The organism is Alysiella crassa DSM 2578 (assembly GCF_000745955.1).
In the GTDB taxonomy this organism is placed as follows: Bacteria; Pseudomonadota; Gammaproteobacteria; order Burkholderiales; family Neisseriaceae; genus Simonsiella; species Simonsiella crassa.
Window position 1 is genome coordinate 1 of sequence record NZ_JQKH01000036.1, and the last position, 23,999, is coordinate 23,999.

A 23,999-nucleotide genomic window follows, 5' to 3' on the forward strand; every position below is an offset into this window, starting at 1 on the left:
ACCGCGTCATAATCAAAAACAACTTCCTTAAAAAACCGTTGGATACGGCGATAGGAAGAGGCGTTTGTTGCTTTGGCATCAGGGAAAAACATTGCCAATTTGCTCAAATTACAGGTCTGCCGCATGGCAATGGTGCACAATAAATACACAAAAACAATAACGTGGCTCTTGTGCCATTTGAAAGTTTTGGTTACGATATGGGTAAGTTCGCTCAATTCAGTCATATTGGATTAGTCGTGAGAAAATTAATACGATACCACTGAATTGATGCGGACTTCTTTTTTTATTGTACTTTTTTTGTCGTGTACTGAAAGGCAGCCTGAAAAATGAATTCAACAATAAATAAGGAAACCCAATGATTACCCCACAACAAGCCCTTGCCCGATTGATTGACAACAACGAATTGTTTTACGATGAAATGCAAGATTTAATGCGCCAAATCATGCGTGGCGAAGTGCCACCCGAACAAATCGCAGGTTTACTCGTTGGCTTACGCATTAAAGTGGAAACCGTGTCGGAAATCGCCGCCGCCGCCAGCGTAATGCGCGAATTTGCCACTCAAGTTCCTGTGCAACACATTGATAATTTAGTAGATATTGTCGGTACAGGCGGTGATGGCGCGAAGACTTTTAATATTTCTACCACCGCCATGTTTGTCGCTGCCGCCGCAGGGGCGAAAGTGGCGAAACACGGTGGGCGTTCCGTGTCATCGTCTAGCGGCGCGGCGGACGTGTTGGAGCAATTGGGCGTGAATTTGGCGCAATCGCCCGAACAAATCGCTCAATTGATTGAACAATGCGGCATGGGTTTTATGTTTGCCCAAAACCATCATTCCGCCATGCGCCATGTTGCGCCTGTACGCAAATTGCTGGGTTTCCGCACCATTTTCAATATTTTGGGCCCAATGACCAACCCAGCAGGCGCGAAAAACCAATTGATTGGCGTGTTTCATATTGATTTATGTGGGATTTTGTCGCGGGTGTTGCAACAATTGGGTTCGGAACACGCTTTGGTGGTACACGGCAGCGATGGTTTGGACGAAATCACCGTTACAGGCAGCAGCCGCATCGCCGAATTGAAAAATGGCAAAATTGAAGAATACGATATTCACCCCGAACAATTTGATTTGCCCGTGTATCCCAATTTGGACGATTTGAAAGTGGACAATGCCGCGCAATCTTTGGCGATGATGAATGCGGTGCTGGACAATACTGCGCCTGATTCAGCGCGTGATATTGTTTTGCTGAATGCGGCGGCGTGTTTGTATGCGGGCAATGTGGTGGGCAGCCTGCAAGATGGTTTGGCTTTGGCGCGTGAAACGTTGGCAAGCGGCAAAGCCAAAGCAAAACAAGCAGAATTTGTTCGCGCCACACAACAATAATTTTCAATTATTCAATAAAATAAGGCAGCCTGAACATATTTTCAGGCTGCCTTATTTATTTCAAATCAAAAAATCAATGTCTGGCTTTTGCGCCCGATTTAGATTTTTTCGGTGTTTCTAATGGCGTTTCGGCTGGTGTTTCTGCCTGATACGGCTGTGGCTGATACTGCAAACCGTGTGCAAACACCTCATCAATCCATTGCACCGCGTGAATGGTCAAGCCATCTTTCACGTTTTGCGGAATTTCCTCCAAATCTTTGACATTGTCTTTGGGGATTAAAACGTGTTTGATGCCACCGCGCAATGCCGCCAACAGTTTTTCTTTCAAACCGCCAATCGGCAACACTTCGCCACGCAAAGTGATTTCGCCCGTCATCGCCACATCAGCGCGAACAGGAATGCCCGTCAAAGCCGACACCATAGCCAAGGTCATGGCAATGCCCGCGCTTGGACCATCTTTGGGCGTTGCGCCTTCGGGAACGTGAACGTGCATGTCGTTTTTCTCGTAAAAATCGGGTGCAATGCCCAAACTTTCCGCGCGTGAGCGCACCACCGACCAAGCTGCCGTAATGGATTCCTGCATCACATCGCCCAATTTGCCTGTGCGGACAATATTGCCCTTGCCTTTGAGTGCAACTGCTTCAATCGTCAGCAATTCGCCGCCCACTTCCGTCCACGCCAAGCCTGTTACTTGACCCACGCGGTTTTCGCCAGCCGTTACGCCATAATCAAAACGGCGCACACCCAAAAATTCGCCCAAATTTTGCTCATCAACGTGCAAAGTTGGCGATTTTTTGCGTGATTTCGTGGTTTTCAGGCTGTCTGAAAGCTCATTTTGAATCACGGCTTTGCGGCAAATTTTGGCAATTTCACGGTCAAGTGAACGCACACCCGCTTCGCGCGTGTAGTAGCGCACAATATCGCGCACGGCAGATTCATCAATGGTCAATTCGCCTTCTTTTACGCCATTGCGTTGCATTTGTTTGGGCACCAAATATTGCATGGCGATGTTGATTTTCTCATCTTCCGTGTAACCCGACAGGCGGATAATCTCCATGCGGTCAAGCAGCGCAGGTGGAATATTGAAACTGTTGGAAGTCGCAATAAACATCACTTCGCTCAAATCAAAATCCACTTCAACAAAATGGTCGGCAAAGGCGGTATTTTGTTCAGGGTCAAGCACTTCCAACAAGGCGGCGGCTGGGTCGCCACGGAAATCGTTGCCCAATTTGTCAATCTCGTCCAACAAGAAAAGCGGATTTTTCACGCCAGCCTTAACCATATTCTGCATGATTTTACCTGGCATGGAACCGATGTAGGTGCGGCGGTGTCCGCGAATTTCACTTTCGTCTTTCACGCCACCCAAAGCCATGCGAATGTATTTGCGCCCTGTGGCTTTGGCGATGGATTCGCCCAAGGAAGTTTTGCCCACACCCGGGGGACCTACAAGGCACAAAATCGGGCTTTTGAGTTTATCGGTGCGTTTTTGCACGGCTAAATATTCCAAAATGCGCTCTTTGACTTTTTCCAAGCCGTAGTGGTCTTCGTTCAGAACCAAGTCGGCTTTGGTTAAATCTTTGGAAATGCGTGTTTTTTTCTTCCAAGGCAACTCAATCAGCGTTTCAATGTAATTGCGAACCACGGTGGCTTCGGACGACATGGGCGGCATCAATTTGAGTTTACGCAATTCAGACAGGGCTTTTTCTTCGCCTTCTTTGCTCATGCCTGCATTTTTGATTTCTTGCTCCAAACGCAGGATTTCGCCTTTTTCGTCTTCTTCGCCCAATTCTTTTTGAATGACTTTGATTTGTTCATTCAAATAGTAATCGCGTTGATTTTTTTCCATTTGGCGTTTGACTTTGCCGCGAATGCGTTTTTCTAATTGGAAAATTTCCAATTCGCCTTCAATTTGCGTCAATAAAAATTCCATGCGTTTGGACACGTCTGCCAATTCCAATAATTTTTGGCGCGGCTCTAATTTGAGTGGCAAATGCGCGGCGATGGTGTCGGTTAAATTGCTATTGTCTTCAATATCGTGGATATTGCTCACCACTTCGGCAGGAATTTTTTTATTGCTTTTCACCAGTTGGTCAAATTGCGACAATAAAGTACGGCGCAAAGCTTCGTGTTTGTCGCTTGCACTGGCGGTGTCGGCAAGGGTTTGCACTTGGGTGTGGAGAAACTCGCCGTTGTCGTGGATTTCGGCGATTTTGCCACGCGCCACGCCTTCCACCAGCACTTTTAAGGTGCCGTCTGGCAAATCCAGAATTTGCAGAATTTTGGCGATGGTGCCTGTATCGTATAAATTGTTTAACTCGGGTTCTTCTTCGCTGCCCAATTTTTGAGTCAGCAGAAATACAGATTGCTCATGCGCTTCGGCAAATTTGAGTGCGGCGACTGATTTGGGGCGACCCACAAACAGGGGCAGCACCATGTGCGGATAAACCACCATATCGCGCAAGGGAAGTGTGGCGAGGAGTTGGGTTTCTGATTTTTTTCTTGCCATAATAAATGCTCGTTTTTCTTTAGAAAGTGCAGGGTAGATGGGGGAGGTGGGTTAAATTTCAAGGTTTCAGGCAGCCTGAAAATAGGAAAATTTGGATAATGTGATGGCTGGCATGTTTTTCAGGCAGCCTGAATACCCAAATGGACGGTAAATATAATAAAATCATGATTTGCAAATAAGCATACCATAAAAATAGATAATTTAAACTTCAGGCAGCCTGAAACATGAAAAACACACGACAAAAATCGCTTTATTGGGCAAAACAGATTGCCCAAACCCTTGTTTTACTTTTGCTGATTAGCCTAGTGGTGGACTGGTGGCGCAGCCCAACCGCGCCGCTCCATGCCGCCGACACACCGTTTACCACCATGAAAAGTGTCGCCCCCACCACACTCGCCGCCGCCAGCGCGGAACAAACGTTGGTGTTGTATTTTTGGGGCAGTTGGTGTGGTATTTGTAAACATACTTCGCCTGTTATCAATGATTTGCATACAGATGGCGTGCCTGTTTTGGGTGTGGCATTGCGTTCAGGCAGCCTGAACGATGTTCGCAACTATTTGGCGCAAAATCAGTTGGCATTTGACACCATCAATGATGAACGCGGCGAATTGTCTCGCGCATGGAATGTGAAAGTTACCCCCACCATTGTATTGATTAAAAATGGAAAAGTGGTGCACAGCACCACAGGTTTGGCAAGCTATTGGGGCTTGAAAACCCGTATTTGGATAAGTCATTTTTTACATTAAATAATGGCGCAACACATTTTTCAGGCAGCCTGTAAAGATAAACACTCTAAAAATACCCCTAAATTCTGCTTGGAAAACTTCAACAAACTTCAGTATAATTGCGAAAAATCATGTTAATTTGATTTAACTAAATCTAAATCTAACACAAACCGACCAAAACGGCGAGGCAACTCCAAAATGAACTCATTTAAAAACAAACAACAAGGCTCGGCATTAACCAATTTGGTAGGCGGTATCGCCATTTTGGGCGTGAGCGTCTTTTTATTAGCAAAATTGGCAAATAGTGGTTACACCGCAGATGTTGCCGACATTACCGAAAATGCAACCGCCACGCGCATTATGCCTGCAGGCAGCCTGAAATTAGGCGATGGCGCAGAACCAGGGCAACGCACAGGTAAACAAGTGTTTGATAAAATTTGTATTCAATGCCACGCGGCAGACAGCGCCACCTCATTCTCACCCAAAATTACCAAAAACGATCAGTGGGCACCACGCATTGCCAAAGGTTTGGATACATTGGTTAAAAATGCAGTCAATGGGTTCACAGGTCAAGGCAATATGCCTGCCAAAGGCGGTGCAATGGATTTGACTGACGAAGAAGTAGCCCGCGCCGTTGTGTATATGGCAAACGAATCGGGCGGTACATTTGCTGAACCTGCCGCAGGTGGCGCAAGCAGCAATACCGCCGCTTCCGACAGCGCAAGCCCCGAAGCAGCTGCCAAAACTGAAGATAAGAAAACCGAAGAAGTCGCTGCTGCACCCGCCAATGACGCAAAAGCCCAAGAAAATTTTGAAAAATCATGCAAAGCCTGTCATGCAGCAAATTCTGTGATTCCCCATGTACCGCGTTTGACGAATAAAGAAGATTGGGCGCCACGCATTGCACAGGGCAAAGACACTTTGTTTAAACATGCTATTGAAGGTTACACAGGTCCTAATGGCGGCGTAATGCCACCTAAAGGTGGTTCATCTTTGAGCGATGATGAAGTGAAAGCTGTGGTGGTTTACATGGTGAATCAAGCAGGCGGTAAATTCTAATTCAGGCTGCCTGAAAAACAGGGCTGGTATTAACCACCCTGTTTTTTTATTTGACTAGATGATTTTTATTAAATAAATATATTTAAAATCAATAAGTTATGTAATTTCAAGTTTCATGTGAAACGGTTTTAATTTTAAAATTTAATCAATAAAATAAAATGAATTCATTAGCATATTGTCAGGAAAAAGCGCAAGCAAGCGGTTCCAGCTTTTTGGCGGGATTTCGCTTTTTGCCCGAAGAACAGAAAAATGCCATGACGGTATTGTATGCCTATTGTCGGGAATTGGACGATGTGGTTGATGATTGTTCTGATATAAATGTGGCACGGCAAACTTTGATATGGTGGCGGCAAGATTTGGATAAAGTATTCCATCAGCAGCAGCCTGAACACCCTGTGAATCAGGCTTTGTGTGATATTGTCGGCAAATTTGGTTTGCCCAAAGATGAGCTTGAAGATATTATCAATGGCATGGAAATGGATTTGCACCATGTGCGCTATCAGACCTTTGCAGATTTGCAATATTATTGTTATCGGGTGGCTGGTGTGGTGGGGCGGCTGATTGTGCGAATTTTGGGTTTTTCGGAAAATCAAACACTTGCCTATGCTGATAAATTGGGTTTGGCTTTGCAACTGACCAATATTATCCGCGATGTGGGCGAAGACGCGCGTAATGGGCGGATTTATTTGCCGCTTGATGAATTGGCAAAATTTGGTGTGTCGGAAGAGTTGATTTTATCGTATCAATCTAATCAAGCCTTTGAAAAATTGATGGATTTTCAGGTTATGCGTGCGCGTGAAACCTATCGGGCGGCGGTGGCATTGTTGCCCGAAGCCGACCGCAAGCGGCAGAAAGTGGGTTTGGTGATGGGCGGAATTTATTATGCTTTGCTGGAAGAAATTGCGCGAGATGGTTCAAGTAATGTATTGAAATATAAAATAAAAATCCCAAATCCGCGTAAATTGCGGATTGCCTTGAAAATTTGGTTGTTGGGATTTAAGCCATGAAAGTGGCAGTGATTGGGGCGGGCTGGTCGGGTTTGGCGGCGGCGGTGGCGGCGGCGCAGGGTGGGGCGCGGGTGTCTTTGTTTGAAGCGGGGCGCGTGGCGGGCGGACGGGCGCGTGGTGTGGCGACTGATGATTTTTCGTTTTGCGACAATGGGCAGCATTTGTTGATTGCGGCGTATGGCGGCGTGTTTGAGTTGTTGCGGCGGATTGGCGCGGACGCGGCGATGGTGCGTGAGCCGATGGCGTGGTATATGGCGGACGGTGTGCGTTTTCAGGCTGCCTTGTTGCCTAAACCTTTGAATTTATTATTAGGATTATTGTTGGCAAAAGGGGCAAGGCTGCCTGAAAAATGGGCTTTGTTGCGTGATTTGGCGGTGTTGTCGTGTTGGCAAAAATGGGGTTCGGGCGATAAATCGGTGGCGGATTTTTTGGCAGAACAAAAGGTTAGCCAAAAATGGCGCGATGAATTTTGGCAAGCTATGGTGTGGGGTGCGTTGAACACGCCTGTGGAAACGGCGAGTTTGCGCGTGTTGGCGAATGTGTTGGCGGACGGTGGTGGCAGCGATTTTTGTTTGCCCGTCAATGATTTGGATAATTTTTTGGTGCAGCCTGCTTTGCGGAAATTGGCGGAATGTGGCGGCGAATTTGTGCCTGAAACGCGAGTAGGGCGGTTGTCGCATTCTAATAATCAAATTATGGTGAATCATCAAGTATTTGACCGTGTGATTATTGCGGTTGCGCCTTATCATGTGGCGGCTTTGTTGCCCGAAGATTGGGCGGCAGATTTTCAGGCTGCCGCGCAATCGTGGCGGTATCACGCGATTACAACGGTGTATTTGCGTTATGAACATTCGCCACAACTGCCTGTTTTGATGACAGGTTTGGCGCATGGCACGGCGCAATGGTTGATAGACCGCAGCCGTTTGAATGGGGCGAATGAAGTGGCGGCGGTGATTAGCGTGTCGGAACAATATGGCAGCCTGAAAGCGGACGAGTGGGCGGCGCGAGTGCATGCCGATGTGTTACGCGTGTCGCCGAATGTGGGTGAGCCTGTGGCGGTGCAGGTGATTACGGAAAAACGCGCCACCATCGCCAGTACGCCCAACCGTTTGATTTTTAATCAGGATAATTTGAATGCGCGGGGAATTTTTTTGGCGGGCGATTATTTGAATGAGCGTTATCCTGCGACTTTGGAGGCGGCGGTTTTGAGTGGTTTTGCGGCGGCGGAAAAAGTGTTGCAGGCTGCCTTAAATGATAAAAATATATACAAAACAAATAAATAGAAAGTAACTAAAATGTCCCTATCCCAAGTGCAAACCCTAGCCACGCAAACGCTGTTGGCGGTGGAAAGCGGCAAAAATTTGTCCGATGAATTGGCGAATATCATCGCGCAACACCCTGATTTAACCGCACAAGACAAAGGCATGTTGCAAGATATTGCCTATGGTTGCCAGCGTTTTGCAGGCAGCCTGAAATTTATGTTGGGCAAATTATTGAATAAACCGATTGATAATAAGCAGTTGGAATATTATTTTTTGGTGGCGATTTATCAATTAAATCATACGCGTAACGCGCCGCATGCGGTGGTAAACGAAGCGGTGAACAATATTGCCAAAATCGGGCGTGGGCAATATCGCTCGTTTGCCAATGCGATTTTGCGCCGCTTTTTGCGCGAACAAGAAGGTTTGAATAAGGCATGTAAATTTGACGATGTGGCGAAACACAATTTGCCCATTTGGTTGCAAAAAGTATTACAAAATCAATATCCTAAACATTGGCACAATATGGTTACCGCGTTTCAGTCGCACCCGCCGCTCACTTTGCGCGTGAACCGCCGCCACATGAACGCGGAACACTATTTGTCTGTGCTGCAAGAGCATGATATTGCAGCAAAAATTTTGGACGATTATGCCATTCGGCTCGCCGAACCCATGCCCGTGCATCAGTTGCCAAAATTTGCCGAAGGCGTGGTTTCGGTGCAAGATTTTGGGGCGCAGCAAGCAGGGTATTTGCTCAATCCGCAAAACGGCGAGCGTATCTTGGACGCGTGCGCCGCCCCTGGGGGGAAAACGGGGCATATTTTGGAGTTGGCGGATTGCGAAGTTACCGCTTTGGATATTGATAACAAGCGTTTAATGCGTGTGGCGGACAATTTGGCACGGCTGAATGTGCAGGCTGCCTTGCATTGTGCGCCTGCGGAAAACCTTGACGAATGGTGGGACGGCAAGCCTTTTGACGCGATTTTGGCGGACGTGCCGTGTACCGCTTCGGGAACCATCAAGCGCAATCCCGATATTAAATGGTTGCGCCGCCCCACAGACGCGCTGAAAACGGCAAAACAACAAGAAGCCATGTTGGACGAATTGTGGAAAACGCTTAAATCAGGCGGGCGCATGTTGTTGGCAACTTGCTCCATTTTCACGGAAGAAAACAGTATGCAATGCGAAAAATTCTTGCGCCGCCACCCAGACGCAGAATTGAAACAAGAGCAAACCTTAATCCCCAATGAAAAACAAGATGGCTTCTATTACGCATTGATTATCAAAAAATAATCTGTGCGATTGTTGTAAATGCGCCAATTTTTGCAGGCAGCCTGAATAAGATGGTTGGGCGCAAGACAGAGGCGCATTTTTTGTTTAATAGTTTGTTTATAAAAGATAATTTTTTTATGTTATTTGGGTTTTTGGCTTAATCATCGTATTTGGCTATTACATCTAAATACAAAATCTTCTCAAACAAGATGATTTTTTTGGTGTAAAGTTTCATTCATTGTTGAATCGCCTTTATTTGCAGGCAGCCTGAACATGATTATTTTACGAAATTTATTTTTATCATTCATTACCTTACTTTTTTTAAGCAGCTACACGGCGGCGCATGCGGACAGCATTGCGCCTTTGCGCAGTGAAGCAAAGTTACTGAATAATGGGCAGCTTGCCATCAATACGCGCTTTCAAACGGAATTGCCCGAACAGCTCCGCAATGCCTTGAAACAGGGCGTGGCATTGGATTTTATTTTGACTTATCAATTGGATAAACCAACAATGGCTTCGTATCGCCACAAATTGTCCAGTTGGGTGGGCAGCAGCAATGCGGTGAATTATCGCCTGTCTTATCACCCGATTACGGGGCGTTATCGGATTAGCGTGGGTACTTTTTCTACAGAATACAATAATTTAGATACAGCACTCAAGGGCATAGGGGCGATTGCCAATTGGCATGTGTTGAGCGAAGGCGCATTGGAAAATGTGGCTGCCAAAGATGTGGCGGCTTCGGTGCGCTTGAGTTTGAATACGTCTAAATTGCCAAAACCTTTTCAAATCAATGCTTTGACTTCTCGGAATTGGGATTTGGATTCGGGCTGGAAAGAATTGAAAATTGGGCAGTAGTTTTATTATTTTTTTATATTATTTAATTAATTTAATCACTTAAATTGATTTTCAGGCAGCCTGAAACCAGATGGCAAATCCATGTAGGGTGCGTATTACGCACCAAAATTCTAAATTGTTTACATGATTTGGTGCGTGATACGCACCCTACATTTTTGGGTCATAACAGGCAGCCTGAAAACCGTGTGAAAGTTTTTCCATGCAGCGTTTTCTTTTGATTGCGGGTACATTTTCATGTATCGCATTGTATTTATTAACCATTTCAACCAGTAGTACCAGCGCATTGTCCAGTTATTTTTGGCTGATTTCGGGCGTGTGTGCCGTGTTGATTTTGGCGATGTTTGGCGTGATTATTCGCTATATCTTGTTGATTATTCGTGGTAAACATGACAGGGTATTTGGTTCGCAAATTGCACGGCGTTTGTCGTTGATGTTTACTTTGGTAACGGTGTTGCCTGCGCTGTTTTTGTTGCTGGTGTCGGTGCAATTTATTTCGCACAATATCAAAACGTGGTTTGGCAATGACACAAAAGAGGCGTTGGAGCGCAGTTTGCAATTGAGTAAATCGGCGGTAGATGTGGCGGTGCAACGCAGCAGCACGGAAGCGGAACAAATCGGTGCCGATGTGCGTGTTTTATTGGCGCAACGCAGCAATGTGAAATTGATTTTTGATGGAAAAAAAGGTCAAGCATTCAGTCATTTGGCTTTATGGGACATGGAAACCATGCGCCCTTTGAGCGAGCGCAATCCCTATCAATTGAGTACGCCTGAATTGGACAATCAGATGTTGGCGGAATTGGGCAGTCGTGGCTATTTGAGAAGCGCGGAAAATTTGAACAGCGTCTTGTATGCGAGTGGCTGGTGGTTGTTGCCATCGGACGGCGGCGAGAAATACGCGTTGTTTTTCAGGCAGCCCATTGCCGAACAGGTGGCGAAAGACGCGGAATTGATTGAATCGGCGCGTTCCAAATACGCTGAATTGGTGTTCGCGCAAAAAGGTTTGCAGACATTTTTTATCATCACCTTGATTTTAGCGGCTTTATTGGCGATTTTATTGGCATTGGTTACGGCATTGTATTTTGCCCAGCGTTTTGTTGAACCGATTTTGTCTTTAGCAACGGGCGCGCGGGCGGTGGCGCAGGGCGATTTTACCAAACGCATTGCCGTTGCGCGGCGCGATGAATTGGGGCGTTTGACTGAATTGTTCAACCACATGACCGAAGAATTGGCGATTGCCAAAACCGCCGATGAAGTCCATCGCGCAGAACAAGAAGCGGCACGGCATTATTTGGAAATTGTATTGGAAAGTTTGAGCTCGGGCGTGATTACGTTGGACGGTTCAGGCTGCCTGAAAACATTTAATAAACGTGCGGCGAGTATTTTAGATTTGTCTTTGAAAGAGTTGGTCGGCAAAACGCCGCACAATTGGGCAGGCTATTCGCCACAACACACGATTTTGGCAGATGGCTTACTCGCGTTGTTGGCGAGTGAACGCATGGACAAGGCGGTGGAGATTGCCTATGCGGGGCGTGATGAAACACGCATTCTGTTGGGCAAGGCGGTCAGGCTGCCTGAAGAGAATGGTAATGGTGTAGTGTTGGTTTTTGACAACATTACAACACTGGTTATGGCGCAAAAAGAAGCTGCTTGGGGCGAAGTTGCCAAGCGTTTGGCGCACGAAATTCGCAATCCGCTCACGCCCATTCAATTATCGGCGGAGCGTTTGGCGTGGAAATTACAAGGAAAATTAAACGAAACTGACGAACAAATTCTAATAAAATCAACGGATACTATTGTAAAACAAGTGGCTGCTCTAAAAGAGATGGTGGAAGCCTTCCGTAACTATGCCCGTGCGCCTTCACTCAAAATGACAGAACTTAACCTAAATGAACTAACTGAAGAGGTTTTGTTATTATATGAAAACCACTCTTGCGCTTTTACATACGAATTGAGTAATATTCCATTGTTGCTAAAAGCAGACACTACGGCATTGCGCCAAGTACTGCACAACTTGTTTAAGAACGCCGCCGAAGCCGCTGCTACTGAAACCCAACCCACCGTTCATGTTCGCACCCAACAAATCGGCAATCAAATCACGCTGACGGTGCAAAATAACGGCAAAAGTTTCAGTAAACACATGCTGCAAAACGCGTTTGAACCGTATATTACGGACAAACCCAGTGGGACGGGTTTGGGGCTGCCTGTGGTTAAGAAAATCATTGAAGAACACAATGGCAGCATACACATCGCCAATTGCGAACCCAGCGGCGCAATCGTAACCCTAGAATTCAACACGGAAGCAAATAACCATCATGCGTAGCACAGATATTCTCATTGTAGATGACGAAATTGGCATTCGCGAAGTCCTGCAAGAAACGCTGGAAGACGAAGGCTATACCGTTGCTTTGGCAGAAAATGCCGAAGCTGCCCGTCAATTGCGTAACCAAGCCCGTCCTGCCATGGTGTTGCTGGACATTTGGATGCCCGATAGCGATGGGATTACCCTGTTGAAAGAATGGGCAAAAAATGGACAGCTCACTATGCCAGTTGTGATGATGAGCGGACACGGCAGCATAGACACGGCGGTGGAAGCCACCAAAATCGGTGCGTTGGATTTTTTGGAAAAACCCATTCCTTTGCAAAAATTATTGGGCGCGGTGGAACGGGCGTTGAAATATGGCGAAAATCAGTCGGGTTCGGGTTTGTCGCTGGAAAAATTGGGCAACAGCAATGTGATTAAAGAATTGGGCAAGCAATTGGAACGCGCCGCCCAGCAAAATAGCCCCATTTTGTTAATGGGCGAATCAGGTTCGCCATTTGAAATGATTGCACGGTATTTTCACAAAACGGGTACACCTTGGACGGAACCTGCACGCGCGGAGCATATTATTGATTCTCCGTTGGAAATTTTGCAAAAATCCGCCAATGGCGTGTTGTATCTCGGCGATATTTCTCAATACAACAAAGGCACGCAACAGAGTATTGCCTTTTTGCTCACCAAAGCAGAGCGTTACAATACGCGCATTGTGTGTACCTGCAGTCAGCCGATGGCGGAATTGCTGAATAATCCGAGTCAAGACGGTAAATTATTGAATGTATTGTCTTCTTTGGTGATTAATATTCCTGCGTTGCGCCAACAAACGGAAGACATTACATTTTTAGTGAACCAAATCACGGCAGAATTAGCCGAAGCGCAGAAAACCACGCCGATTCGTTTCACCGCCGATGCGATTGACCAAATGCGCCAATACGATTGGCCCGGTAATTTGGAACAATTGAAAAATGTGGTGAAAAATTTGGTGATGAACGCGGAAGGTAATGAAGTGGGTTTGATGGCGGTCAGCAAAATGTTGAACCAATTTATTCAGCGCAGCGATACGGAAATGGTCAATGGGTTTGACTTTAATCTGCCCCTGCGTGAATTGCGCGAAGAGTTGGAACGCCGCTATTTTGAATACCATATTCACCGCGAAGGGCAGAATATGAGCCGTGTGGCGCAAAAAGTGGGTTTGGAGCGCACACATTTATATCGCAAATTAAAACAATTGGGGATTAATTTCACGCGGCGCAGTAAGTCGAGTAGCGATTGTGATGATGAGGAATAATTGAATAGGCAGCCTGAAAATATTTTCAGGCTGCCTGTTTATAGTGAATTCAATTTAAACCAGTACCGCGTTGCCCGCTCCCTTATGTACTCGGTGTACACGGCGGTCGCTGTCGCCTTGTCTTGATTTAAATTGAATCCACTATATTTTAAATATGATGTTTGGAAACATCAAATCCGCAAAATGCGTTCTCCGCGCCCAATGCCCGCCGCGCCCGTGCGTACCGTTTCCAAAATCAAACCTTTGGATAAATTTTCCAAGAAACTGTCTAATTTTTCAGATGTCCCCGTTACTTCCACCGTATAGGTTTTGTCGGACACATCAATCACGGAAGCGCGGTAAATTTCTGCCAAACGCAAAACTTCATCGCGGTCTTTGCCTACGGCGCGAACTTTGACCAGCATTAACTCACGTTCCACATAGCGGCTGTCGTTCAAATCCACCACTTTCACCACTTCCACTAATTTGTTGAGTTGCTTGGTGATTTGTTCAATCACATGGCTGTCGCCACGCGTAACAATGGTCATGCGCGATAAAGTCGCGTCTTCGGTTGGTGCAACCGACAAGCTGTCAATATTGTAATCACGCGCCGAAAATAAACCCACCACACGGCTCATTGCGCCCGATTCGTTTTCCATCAAAATAGATAAAATATGTCTCATGGCACGCTCCTTGTGTCGTAATCGCGGTCGTGAACATCGTTCACATCAGAATCGGCTTTGGTTTCACGCATATGTGGCGGCAACACCATTTCGTCCAAGCCTTTGCCATTGCCCACCATAGGGAACACGTTTTGTTTGCGGTCGGTAATGAAATCCATAAATACAAAACGGTCTTTCATCGCCAAGGCTTCACGCAATGCGCCTTCCACATCGGATTTTTTCTCAATACGCATGCCAACGTGTCCGTATGCTTCCGCCAATTTCACGAAATCAGGCAGCGAGTCAAAATAGGTTTCCGATTCACGATTACTGTAATACAGCTCTTGCCATTGGCGAACCATGCCCAAATAGCCATTGTTCAAACAAATTACTTTTACGGGTAATTTGTATTGAAAACAAGTGCTTAATTCCTGAATATTCATCTGAATCGAGCCTTCGCCCGTAATGCAGCAAACGTCTTGCGTGGGGTCAGCGAGATATGCGCCCATCGCATACGGCAAACCCACCCCCATCGTTCCCAAACCGCCCGAATTGAGCCATTGGCGCGGACGTTCAAAGGGGTAATATTGCGCGGCAAACATTTGATGTTGCCCCACATCTGATGTGATAATGGCTTGATTATTGGTAACTTTTGCCAATGTTTGCACCACATATTGCGGCAAAATCAATTCGCTGTCTTCGGTTTCAGGCAGCCTTAAACAATCGCGGCTGCGCCAGTTTTCCAGCGTTTTCCACCATTTTTCCAATGTGGCGGCGTGGAATTGCATTTCTTGTTTGCGCCACACGTTCAGCATTTCGCTTAAGACGTTTTTCACATCGCCCACAATTGGCACGTCCACTTTCACGCGTTTGGCAATGCTGGATGGGTCAATGTCAATGTGAATGATTTTTTTCGGAATTTCCAAAAACTTGTTGGGTACGGACACCACGCGGTCATCAAAACGTGCGCCTACCGCCACCACCACATCGGCGTTTTGCATGGCTAAATTGGCTTCATAAGTGCCGTGCATGCCCAACATGCCCAAATAATGACGGTCGCTGGACGGATACGCGCCCAAGCCCATCAATGTGCCTGTGCAGGGTACGCCCAAAGTTTTGACAAAATCAATTAATTCCGCCGAAGCATTGCCCAGCGTAACGCCGCCGCCAAAATAAATCAGTGGACGTTTTGCGGCGGCGAGCATTTGCACCGCTTTTTTGATTTGCCCAATGTGTCCATTGACAACAGGTTGATAGGAGCGGATAAAAATATCTTCCTGCGGATAGCTGAATTTGGCGGTGGCTTGGGTAACGTCTTTGGCAATATCCACCACCACAGGACCGGGACGACCTGTACGCGCAATTTGGAAGGCTTTTTTGATGGTGGGCGCGAGTTCTTCAATTTTGGTAACCAAAAAATTGTGCTTCACGCAGGGGCGGGAAATGCCGACCATATCAATTTCTTGGAACGCGTCCGTACCAATCATGGGTGAACCGACTTGCCCCGAAATAACCACCAAAGGCACGCTGTCGGTGTAGGCGGTGGCAATGCCTGTGATGGCATTGGTTGCGCCCGGCCCTGATGTAACCAAAGCCACGCCGACTTTGCCGCTAGTGCGGGCATAAGCATCGGCGGCGTGGACGGCAGCCTGCTCGTGTCGCGTTAAAATGTGTTCAAATTTATGCAGTTGGTAGATGGCATCGTAGATTTCCAAAACTGCGCCACCAGGGTAACCGAAAACGTATTCCACGTTTTCCGCTTTGAGACTATGCACAATGATTTGTGCGCCTGAAATTTGCATGACAACCTCTTTATGTCTGGCGTGAAAATAGAGTGATAACAAGGACTTTACCAAGTGTGGATAACGCGGCGACACAGACAGCGATTTGAGGTACGCGCCTTGTGCCAGCAGGGCAACAGTCGTTTGTGTGGTCAGTCTATTTTGACGCTGGGTTTGTGAAGTGAGAAAGATTGTTAAGATAACGTAAAGGGGGAATTTTGGCAAGGGGGCAATGTGAAATTTTCAATCACATCAAACATCAAAAGGCAGCCTGAAAACGTGTTAAACATTTTTCAGGCTGCCTCCATTTTATAGTGAAGTAAAATAAGAAAGATGCAAGGCGACCACGCCCGCCGTGTACACCGAGTACATCAGGGCGTGGGCAACGAAGCAGATTTCTTATTTTAATTTACTGTATTTTTTATTCTTTAATCACTTTGGGCACCACCCACCACACCGCCAAAGTGGACAATATGCCAAAGCCTGACATAGTCAAAAACGCGATTTGCGCCGCGCCGTGCATGCCCATTTGCGGAGACAATAAGGTAAACACAGTCGCGCTGGTCGCAATGCCAAAGGACGCGCCCAATGCACTCGCCATTTTGAACACGCCCGCGCCAACACCTGCTTTGTCCAAAGGCACGTTTACCATCGCGCAATCGGCGGCTGGTGTGGAATAGCAGCCCAAACCAAAACCAAACACCATAAACGACACCGCCACCGTCATCAAATACACATTAGACGGCAACATGGTCATGGACAAACCCAATGCACCCAAAGCGGTAATGGACGTACCCAGCCACATCGGTTTTTTATAGCCCCATTTTTGCAACATTTTTTCGCTGACCCGTATCATAATCATCACCAAAATCACATAGCCCAGCGTGTACAAACCTGCTTTGAATGGGGTTAAGCCGTGTCCTTTTTGTAAATACAAATTGCTCAACAAAAGTGTGCCAGCCATAATGTTCAGCAAAAAATTAGACAAACACGCGCCATTAAAACCGCGATTTTTAAACAGGGAGAAATCCAAAAACGCTTTGTCTTTTAAACGCATTTCGGTGCGGAAAAACACCATCGCCATCACCACAAAACCAATCAGCATATACCACGTCCAAGGGTCGCTCAAACCCCAACGGAAACCTTTGGTAATCAGCAAATTTAAGGCGAGTAAACCCAATACGCAAGAGAAAAGTCCAATATAATCATAACCTTTTCGGGTTTCGTGTGATTTGCTTTCAGGCGTGCCTTGCACCAAAATCATGCCCAAAACGGAAATGGCAATGGACAGCAAGAAAATGCTTTTCCAACCAAAATACGTCCCCAGCGCACCGCCCACCAAAGATGATAAACCCGAACCACCAAACGAACCAATGGATCAAAAACTAAACGCCCTTTGCCGTTCTGCACCGTGATAGTAGTTTTTAATCAATGACATGGTGGCGGGCATAATGCAGGCTGCCGCCAAGCCTTGTAACACACGCCCCGCACCAAACGACAGCGCATCACGACTAAAATACAAAACCAAACACGCCAAAATATTCAAACCAAAACCCAGATAGGTAAATTTCACGCGTCCAAATTTATCCGCCAAACCGCCCATCAAAATAATAAAGCAGCCTGAAAACAGCGAACCCAAGCCAATCACGGCATTGAGCGATGTGTCGGGCATGGCTAAATCTTTTTGAATGGCTGGCACGGCGGTAAACACCGATTGATAAAACAGCCAAAAGGTCAAGACACCCAAAACCATGCCCGTGAGCAGGCGGTTATTGCCTTGAAATTCGGGAGAATATGCCATGATACTGTCCTTTCTTTAAAGAACGCTTTTAGGAGAAAATTTAGGGCGAAAATGGTTTTCAGGCTGCCTGAAAATAATCAAACGCCGTTTCATTGATGTGGCGCAATACGGCGGCTGGGTTTTGCGCTTGCGTAATCGGGCGACCCATCACGAGATAGCTGGAGCCTGCTTTTAAGGCTTGGTGTGGGGTCATAATGCGGCGTTGGTCGTCTGCATTATTGGCGGTGTCCAAGCGAATACCGGGGGTAACGAGTAAAAAAGATTCGCCAATTTCGCGGCGCAATACGGCAGATTCTTGCGCGGAACACACCACGCCGTCCAAACCCGATTGTTGCGCCAATTTTGCCCAATTGACCACCAATTCTTCGGGGTTTTGCGTGAAACCCAATTCGCGCAAATCGGCTTGTTCCATGCTGGTTAAAACGGTTACGCCAATCACGTGTGGGCGTTGGGAATAGGGCGCAACGGCGTTGGCGGCGGCTTCCATCATGCGCCGACCACCCGAAGCGTGAACGTCCACCAGCCACACGCCCATTTCGGCGGCGACTTTGCAGGCTTGCGCGACCGTGTTGGGAATGTCGTGATATTTTAAATCTAAAAATAATTTAAATCCTTGATTCACCAATTTTTCTACCAATTGGCGACCTGTGGCGGTAAACAATTCTTTGCCGATTTTCAGTTGGCACAAATCGGGCGACAATTGGCGCACAAATTGCAGCGTGTCGGCTTCATTGGCAAAATCCAATGCCACAATCACGGGGGTGCGTTGGCTGGAAATCGAGGAATCGGCGATAAGTGGATTCATGGCATACTCCTAGAGAATCAAATGGGAGAATTAAAATGATGGAGCAAAGATTATAGCGTAAACGCAAGTAAATTTGCGCGGCAACGGTTTTCAGGCTGCCTGAAAAGCCATACAATGCCATTTTTTTATAGTTCATCACGAAAGACATAATTATGTTGAATAGCTTACTTTCTGCTGCTGCTTCTTCTTTGTTGCAAGATACTGATGGCGATGGTCAAATTCAAGCTGTTGAATTGTTTAACCAATTAGTGCAGCAAAATGGTGGTGTGGGTGCTTTGTTAAACCAATTACAAAGTGGGGATTTGGCAAGTGTGGCACAAAGCTGGATTGGTAATGGTGCAAATGCTAGTGTAGAGCCTTCGCAAATTCAAAACGCATTAGGCGGTAGTTTAGGGCAAGCGGCAGCAAATTTGGGTTTGGACATGAATCAGGCGAGTGGTTTGTTGGCACAATTTTTGCCACAAATCATCAATTCCATCACGCCAAACGGCAATGCGGCAGACGCAGACGGTTTCGGCATGGACGATATTGTGAAAATCGCCATGCAACAAATGTTTAAATAATTAAATTATTTAGAAAAATAATCATCAGGCAGCCTGAAAATGTGTTTTCAGGCTGCCTGATTTATTTGGCGAATTTGTCAATCAAAAAAATTGAAAATTTGTGAAACTGTCCGATTTTCGCCAAAAAATCCCGTTCAGGCAGCCTGAAACGCGGTAATCCCGATATAATCAGATTTTTTATTGATTTTGGGAAATCATATCATGACACACATTCACATCATCGGCATAGGCGGCACATTCATGGGCGGACTGGCAGCCATCGCCCAACAAGCAGGTTTCAAAGTAACAGGTTGCGATGCCAAAATGTATCCGCCCATGAGTACGCAACTGGAAAACTTGGGCATTGAAATCCACGAAGGCTTTGACGCGGCACAGTTGGACACCTTTCCAGCCGATGTGTATGTGGTCGGCAACGTTGCCAAACGCGGCATGGACGTGATTGAAGCCATTTTAAACAAAGGCTTGCCCTACACATCGGGCCCGCAATGGCTGGCGGAAAACGTGTTGCACAAAATGTGGGTGCTGGGCGTGGCAGGCACGCACGGCAAAACCACCACCGCCTCCATGCTCGCGTGGGTGTTGGAATACGCAGGATATGGCGCAGGCTTTTTGATTGGCGGTGTGCCGCAAAACTTTGATGTTTCAGCACGTTTGCCACAAAACGGCTCATCGTTTTTCGTGATTGAAGCCGATGAATACGACACCGCATTCTTTGACAAACGCAGCAAATTCGTTCACTACCACCCCCGCACCGCCATTTTGAACAATTTGGAATACGACCACGCCGACATTTTCCCCGATTTGAACGCCATTCAAACGCAATTTCATCATCTCGTCCGCACCGTGCCAAGCGAAGGCTTAATCGTGGCAAACGGACGCGAAAGCAGCCTGAAAAACGTCTTGGAACGCGGCTGCTGGACACCCACCCAATTTTTTGGCGAACAAAGCGACTGGCAAATCAGCAACTTGCAACAAGACGGCAGCTTTGACGTGCAATTTCACGGCGAAACGGTCGGACACATCGCATGGGATTTGTTGGGCGAACACAATCGCCAAAACGCCCTTGCCGTGATTGCGGCTGCAAAACACGTTGGCGTGAACGTTCAGGCAGCCTGCGAAGCGTTGAGCCAATTCAAAAATGTCAAAAGACGCATGGAAATCAAAGGCATGGTCAACAACATAACCATTTACGATGATTTCGCCCACCACCCCACCGCCATCGCTACCACCCTAGACGGTTTGCGCCAAAAAGTGGGCGCAGCGCGAATTGTTGCCGTGTTGGAGCCGCGTTCCAACACCATGAAACTCGGCACGATGAAAGCCGCGCTGCCTGAAAGTTTGCGTGGCGCGGACGCGGTGTTCTGCTACGCTGGCGGTGTGGATTGGGACGTTCAGGCAGCCCTCAATCCTTTGGGCGACAAATTGCACATCGGACAAAATTTTGACGATTTTGTGAACGATTTGGCGCAATTCGCGCAAAATGGCGACCACATTTTGATTATGTCCAATGGCGGATTTGGTGGCATTCACGATAAACTGTTGGCGAAATTGGGTAGCTAAAATGTAGGGTACGTACACCGTATTTGCCAATATTTCAAGATTTTGGTGTGTGATACGCACCCTACATTCAGGCAGCCTGAAAATCATTTTCCAAGGAGAAACAAAATGTTAATCAGCAAAGTGTATTATCCCGAAGAACAAATCGTGCAACACTTGGACACCCCCACCGACAGTGAACAAGTGTGGCGCACATTCCGCGAGCGTTTCAGCGAATTGACCACACGCGGCTATTTCCAAATTTTGGAAGAAGGCACGATGTTGATTGGGCGCGTACCCAAGCGCGAAAAACGCGAAGGGGCAATCAGCGCAGCACAGGCATTGGCTGCCGATAATCCGATGGATATTGAGTGGGAATGGTAAAATGTATTTGGTTGATAGCAATGTGATTTCTGAATTATACAAAATCAAAAATGGCAAAGCCAATCAAGGTGTTGTCTCATGGTCAGACAACACAGAAACGGAAGAAATGTTTGTCAGCGCAATCAGCATTTTAGAAATCCAAAAAGGCATTTTGATGAAAGAGCGTAAAGACAAAATTCAAGGTGCAAACTTACGCGATTGGTTTGAAAACAAAATCTTGCCCACTTATCAAGGGCGGATTCTGCCCATCAGCACCGAAGTTGCGCTGCGTTGCGCCCATTTGCACGTTCCCAATCCCAAAAGCGCGTTTGATTCGTTGATAGCCGCCACGGCACTCACACACGATTTGATTGTGGTAACGCGCAATATTGCCGATTTTGATACCACAGGCGTAAAATTGCTCAATCCCTTTATTTGATTTTCAGGCAGCCTGAAAAAGCACTTACCATTGATATTAAAAGACAAAAGAAAGATAAACATGAATACCGTAACCGTGCAAGAAGTCAGCAACGTCCCCTATTGGGGCATGCGTTATTATCAAGTCAATGAAGCTGGCGAGATGACCGTCTGCCCCAATCCAGAGCAGCCTGAAAATCAGATTTCGTTGGTGGCACTCACACAACACGTTCAACAACATCATCAAGCCCATTTGCCGATTTTGTTTTGTTTTCCGCAAATTTTGCAACATCGTTTGCGCGCCATCAATCAAGCGTTTGCCAATGCGCGCGCGGAATTTGGTTATCGTGGCGATTATTGCTTGGTGTACCCGATTAAGGTCAATCAACACCGCCGCGTGATTGAAAGCCTGATTCACAGCAAACAGCCACATGGTTTGGAAGCAGGCTCCAAAGCCGAATTGATGGCGGTATTGGCACACGCAGGCACCACCCAAACGCTCATCGTCTGCAACGGCTACAAAGACCGCGAATACATTCGTTTTGCCTTAATGGGCGAGAAATTGGGTCATCAAGTGTATTTGGTCATTGAAAAGCTGTCTGAAATTCAAATGGTTTTGGAAGAAGCGGCAAAAATTGGTGTGAAACCGCGTTTGGGGGTACGGGCGCGTTTGGCATCGCAAGGTTCGGGCAAATGGCAGGCTTCGGGTGGCGATAAATCCAAATTTGGTTTGTCGGCATCGCAAGTTTTGCATTTGGTTAATATCTTGAAAGAACAAGACAATCTGGATTGTTTACAATTATTGCATTTCCATTTGGGTTCACAACTGGGCAACATTCGTGATGTGGCGACAGGCGTGCGCGAATCGGCACGTTTTTATGTGGAATTGCACAAATTGGGCGTGAACATTCGCTGCTTTGATGTGGGCGGCGGCTTGGGCGTGGATTACGAAGGCAATCGCACCCAATCCGATTGTTCCGTGAATTATGGTTTGAATGAATACGCCAGCACGGTGGTGTGGGGCATTGGTCAGGCTTGCGAAGAATACGGTTTGCCACACCCAACGATTATCACAGAAAGCGGACGCGGCATCACGGCACATCATGCGGTTTTGGTGGCAAACGTGATTGGCGTGGAACGCTACAAAGCCGAACAACTGCAAGCCCCAGCCCCCGAAGACCCACGCGTTTTGCACAGCATGTGGGAAACGTGGACGGATATTTTCGCCTCACGCGAAAAACGTTCGCTGCGTAGCTGGATACACGAAAGCCAATTTGATTTATCAGATGTGCATAATCAGTACAATGTGGGTTTGTTGAGTTTGCAACAACGCGCTTGGGCAGAGCAGTTGTATTTGAATATTTGCCACCAAGTTGGCGAATTATTTAATGCAAAACACCGTTCGCACCGCACGATTATTGACGAATTGCAAGAACGGTTTGCCGATAAATTGTATGTCAATTTTTCGCTGTTTCAATCGCTGCCTGACGCTTGGGGCATAGACCAATTATTCCCAGTTTGCCCGATTACGCAGTTGAATCAACCTGTTGCCCGCAGAGCGGTGTTGTTGGACATCACTTGCGATTCAGACGGCACGGTAGACCATTACATTGACGGCGATGGCATTGCCACCACCATGCCCATGCCCGATTACCCCGAAGACAATCCGCCATTATTGGGTTTTTTCATGGTGGGCGCGTATCAGGAAATTTTGGGCAATATGCACAATTTGTTTGGTGACACCACAACGGTTGATGTGTGGTTGCACGACAACAATCGCTTTGAAATCAGCGATTACGACAAAGGCAACACGGTGGCGGATATGTTGGAATATGTGTATCAAGACCCCAAAGTCTTGTTGCAACGTTACCGAGAGCAAATTGAACATTCGGATTTACCTGCTTCACAAGCGATTGCGTTTTTGAAAGAATTGGAAGCAGGATTAAATGGTTACACTTATTTGGAAGACGAATAAGTTTTTCAGGCTGCCTTCCTTTTGATATAGGACAAAAATCTTTGAGCTGCCTGAAATCTGTTCCCTCCCCTGCTGGCGGGGGAGGGTTAGGGTGGGGGTGGCGCGTTGAATTTCTAACCCCCCCCCCCCCCCCCCCCCCCCCCCCCCCGGGGGGGGGGGGGGGGGGGGGGGGGGGGGGGTGGCGCGTTGAATTTCTAACCCCCACCCCAGCCCTCCCCCTTTCATAGGGGGAGGGGGGAGATAAGTGGTAACATCAAAAATGGTTATTGGTTTTCAGGCTGCCTGAAAATATGCACGAAACAAATTTTTCACAAAAAGGAACACAAAATGACTTTCACCACTTTAAATGGACAAACCGACATTTCTTTGGTTGCCAATAATTTTGGCTTTTGCAGGCTGCCTGTCCATTTTTCGCCCTACGACAGCGATGCCGATTGGGTCATCACAG

At 47.0% G+C, this 23,999-nt stretch carries 18 protein-coding genes and 2 pseudogenes; 14 read left to right on the forward strand and 6 right to left on the reverse strand.

The genetic code is table 11. From position 1 onward, the window contains the following. Positions 1-224: pseudogene (locus tag Q338_RS06690) on the reverse strand (IS4-like element ISAba33 family transposase); the annotation flags it as partial. A 131-nt stretch (positions 225-355) separates the two neighbouring features. Between Q338_RS06690 and trpD the strand changes: the two are divergent. Beyond that, the gene (gene trpD, locus Q338_RS06695) at positions 356-1,381 is read left to right on the forward strand and encodes an anthranilate phosphoribosyltransferase (protein WP_034293360.1); all 1,026 of its coding nucleotides are present in this window, start codon (positions 356-358) and stop codon (positions 1,379-1,381) included. Positions 1,382-1,454: 73 nt separating this feature from the next. Here the strand turns inward: trpD and lon are convergent, their stop codons facing one another. Beyond that, on the reverse strand, positions 1,455-3,887 hold the full coding sequence (lon, locus tag Q338_RS06700) for an endopeptidase La (RefSeq protein WP_034293363.1): 2,433 nt from the start codon (positions 3,885-3,887) through the stop codon (positions 1,455-1,457). A gap of 224 nt (positions 3,888-4,111) precedes the next feature. Between lon and Q338_RS06705 the strand changes: the two genes are divergently transcribed. The 8 genes from Q338_RS06705 to Q338_RS06740 all read left to right on the forward strand — a co-directional run bounded on the left by Q338_RS06705 (position 4,112) and on the right by Q338_RS06740 (position 13,669). Next, positions 4,112-4,633, forward strand: a complete 522-nt coding sequence (locus tag Q338_RS06705) for a protein disulfide oxidoreductase (RefSeq protein WP_034293366.1) — start codon at positions 4,112-4,114, stop codon at positions 4,631-4,633. A gap of 177 nt (positions 4,634-4,810) precedes the next feature. Further along, on the forward strand, positions 4,811-5,671 hold the full coding sequence (locus Q338_RS06710; protein ID WP_034293369.1) for a c-type cytochrome: 861 nt from the start codon (positions 4,811-4,813) through the stop codon (positions 5,669-5,671). A gap of 158 nt (positions 5,672-5,829) precedes the next feature. After that, complete coding sequence (gene hpnD, locus Q338_RS06715) at positions 5,830-6,678, forward strand: presqualene diphosphate synthase HpnD (RefSeq protein ID WP_034293372.1); 849 nt, start codon at positions 5,830-5,832, stop codon at positions 6,676-6,678. Further along, positions 6,675-7,961: a hydroxysqualene dehydroxylase HpnE gene (gene hpnE, locus Q338_RS06720; RefSeq protein WP_034293375.1), complete on the forward strand. Its 1,287-nt coding sequence runs from the start codon at positions 6,675-6,677 to the stop codon at positions 7,959-7,961. The genes hpnD and hpnE overlap by 4 nt, the downstream gene beginning before the upstream one ends. A gap of 12 nt (positions 7,962-7,973) precedes the next feature. Continuing rightward, positions 7,974-9,230, forward strand: coding sequence for a 16S rRNA (cytosine(967)-C(5))-methyltransferase RsmB (rsmB, locus tag Q338_RS06725; RefSeq protein ID WP_034293377.1), 1,257 nt, complete (start codon positions 7,974-7,976; stop codon positions 9,228-9,230). A gap of 252 nt (positions 9,231-9,482) precedes the next feature. Further along, positions 9,483-10,064, forward strand: a complete 582-nt coding sequence (locus Q338_RS06730; protein WP_034293379.1) for a DUF4390 domain-containing protein — start codon at positions 9,483-9,485, stop codon at positions 10,062-10,064. A gap of 199 nt (positions 10,065-10,263) precedes the next feature. After that, positions 10,264-12,384: a HAMP domain-containing histidine kinase gene (locus Q338_RS06735; protein ID WP_034293381.1), complete on the forward strand. Its 2,121-nt coding sequence runs from the start codon at positions 10,264-10,266 to the stop codon at positions 12,382-12,384. Then, positions 12,377-13,669 carry a sigma-54-dependent transcriptional regulator gene (locus tag Q338_RS06740; RefSeq protein ID WP_034293383.1) on the forward strand — a complete coding sequence of 431 codons (1,293 nt, stop codon included), beginning with the start codon at positions 12,377-12,379 and terminating at the stop codon, positions 13,667-13,669. Before Q338_RS06735 ends, Q338_RS06740 begins: the two co-directional genes overlap by 8 nt. Before the next feature lie 170 nt (positions 13,670-13,839). On the opposite strand, the gene ilvN is transcribed toward Q338_RS06740, so the two are convergent. From ilvN to pyrF, 4 genes and pseudogenes are all read right to left on the reverse strand, one after another. Further along, on the reverse strand, positions 13,840-14,331 hold the full coding sequence (gene ilvN / locus Q338_RS06745) for an acetolactate synthase small subunit (RefSeq protein WP_034293385.1): 492 nt from the start codon (positions 14,329-14,331) through the stop codon (positions 13,840-13,842). Beyond that, positions 14,328-16,112 carry a biosynthetic-type acetolactate synthase large subunit gene (gene ilvB, locus Q338_RS06750; protein WP_034293387.1) on the reverse strand — a complete coding sequence of 595 codons (1,785 nt, stop codon included), beginning with the start codon at positions 16,110-16,112 and terminating at the stop codon, positions 14,328-14,330. Before ilvB ends, ilvN begins: the two co-directional genes overlap by 4 nt. A gap of 400 nt (positions 16,113-16,512) precedes the next feature. Continuing rightward, a pseudogene (locus Q338_RS06755) lies at positions 16,513-17,892 on the reverse strand (MFS transporter). A 58-nt stretch (positions 17,893-17,950) separates the two neighbouring features. After that, positions 17,951-18,697, reverse strand: a complete 747-nt coding sequence (gene pyrF / locus Q338_RS06760) for an orotidine-5'-phosphate decarboxylase (protein WP_034293389.1) — start codon at positions 18,695-18,697, stop codon at positions 17,951-17,953. Positions 18,698-18,849: 152 nt separating this feature from the next. Here pyrF and Q338_RS06765 point away from each other — a divergent pair, with 152 nt between their 5' ends. The 5 genes from Q338_RS06765 (at position 18,850) to speA (ending at position 23,551) form a co-directional block, all read left to right on the forward strand. Beyond that, the gene (locus Q338_RS06765) at positions 18,850-19,260 is read left to right on the forward strand and encodes a YidB family protein (protein ID WP_342345582.1); all 411 of its coding nucleotides are present in this window, start codon (positions 18,850-18,852) and stop codon (positions 19,258-19,260) included. Between the two features lie 201 nt (positions 19,261-19,461). Further along, positions 19,462-20,820 carry a UDP-N-acetylmuramate:L-alanyl-gamma-D-glutamyl-meso-diaminopimelate ligase gene (gene mpl, locus Q338_RS06770; RefSeq protein WP_034293393.1) on the forward strand — a complete coding sequence of 453 codons (1,359 nt, stop codon included), beginning with the start codon at positions 19,462-19,464 and terminating at the stop codon, positions 20,818-20,820. A gap of 105 nt (positions 20,821-20,925) precedes the next feature. Further along, positions 20,926-21,180 carry a hypothetical protein gene (locus Q338_RS06775; protein WP_034293395.1) on the forward strand — a complete coding sequence of 85 codons (255 nt, stop codon included), beginning with the start codon at positions 20,926-20,928 and terminating at the stop codon, positions 21,178-21,180. A gap of 1 nt (position 21,181) precedes the next feature. Continuing rightward, on the forward strand, positions 21,182-21,598 hold the full coding sequence (locus Q338_RS06780; RefSeq protein ID WP_034293398.1) for a type II toxin-antitoxin system VapC family toxin: 417 nt from the start codon (positions 21,182-21,184) through the stop codon (positions 21,596-21,598). 60 nt (positions 21,599-21,658) lie between these two features. Beyond that, entirely contained in the window at positions 21,659-23,551 is a 1,893-nt protein-coding gene (speA, locus tag Q338_RS06785) for a biosynthetic arginine decarboxylase (RefSeq protein WP_034293401.1), read from the forward strand. Positions 23,552-23,999: the final 448 nt, after the last annotated feature.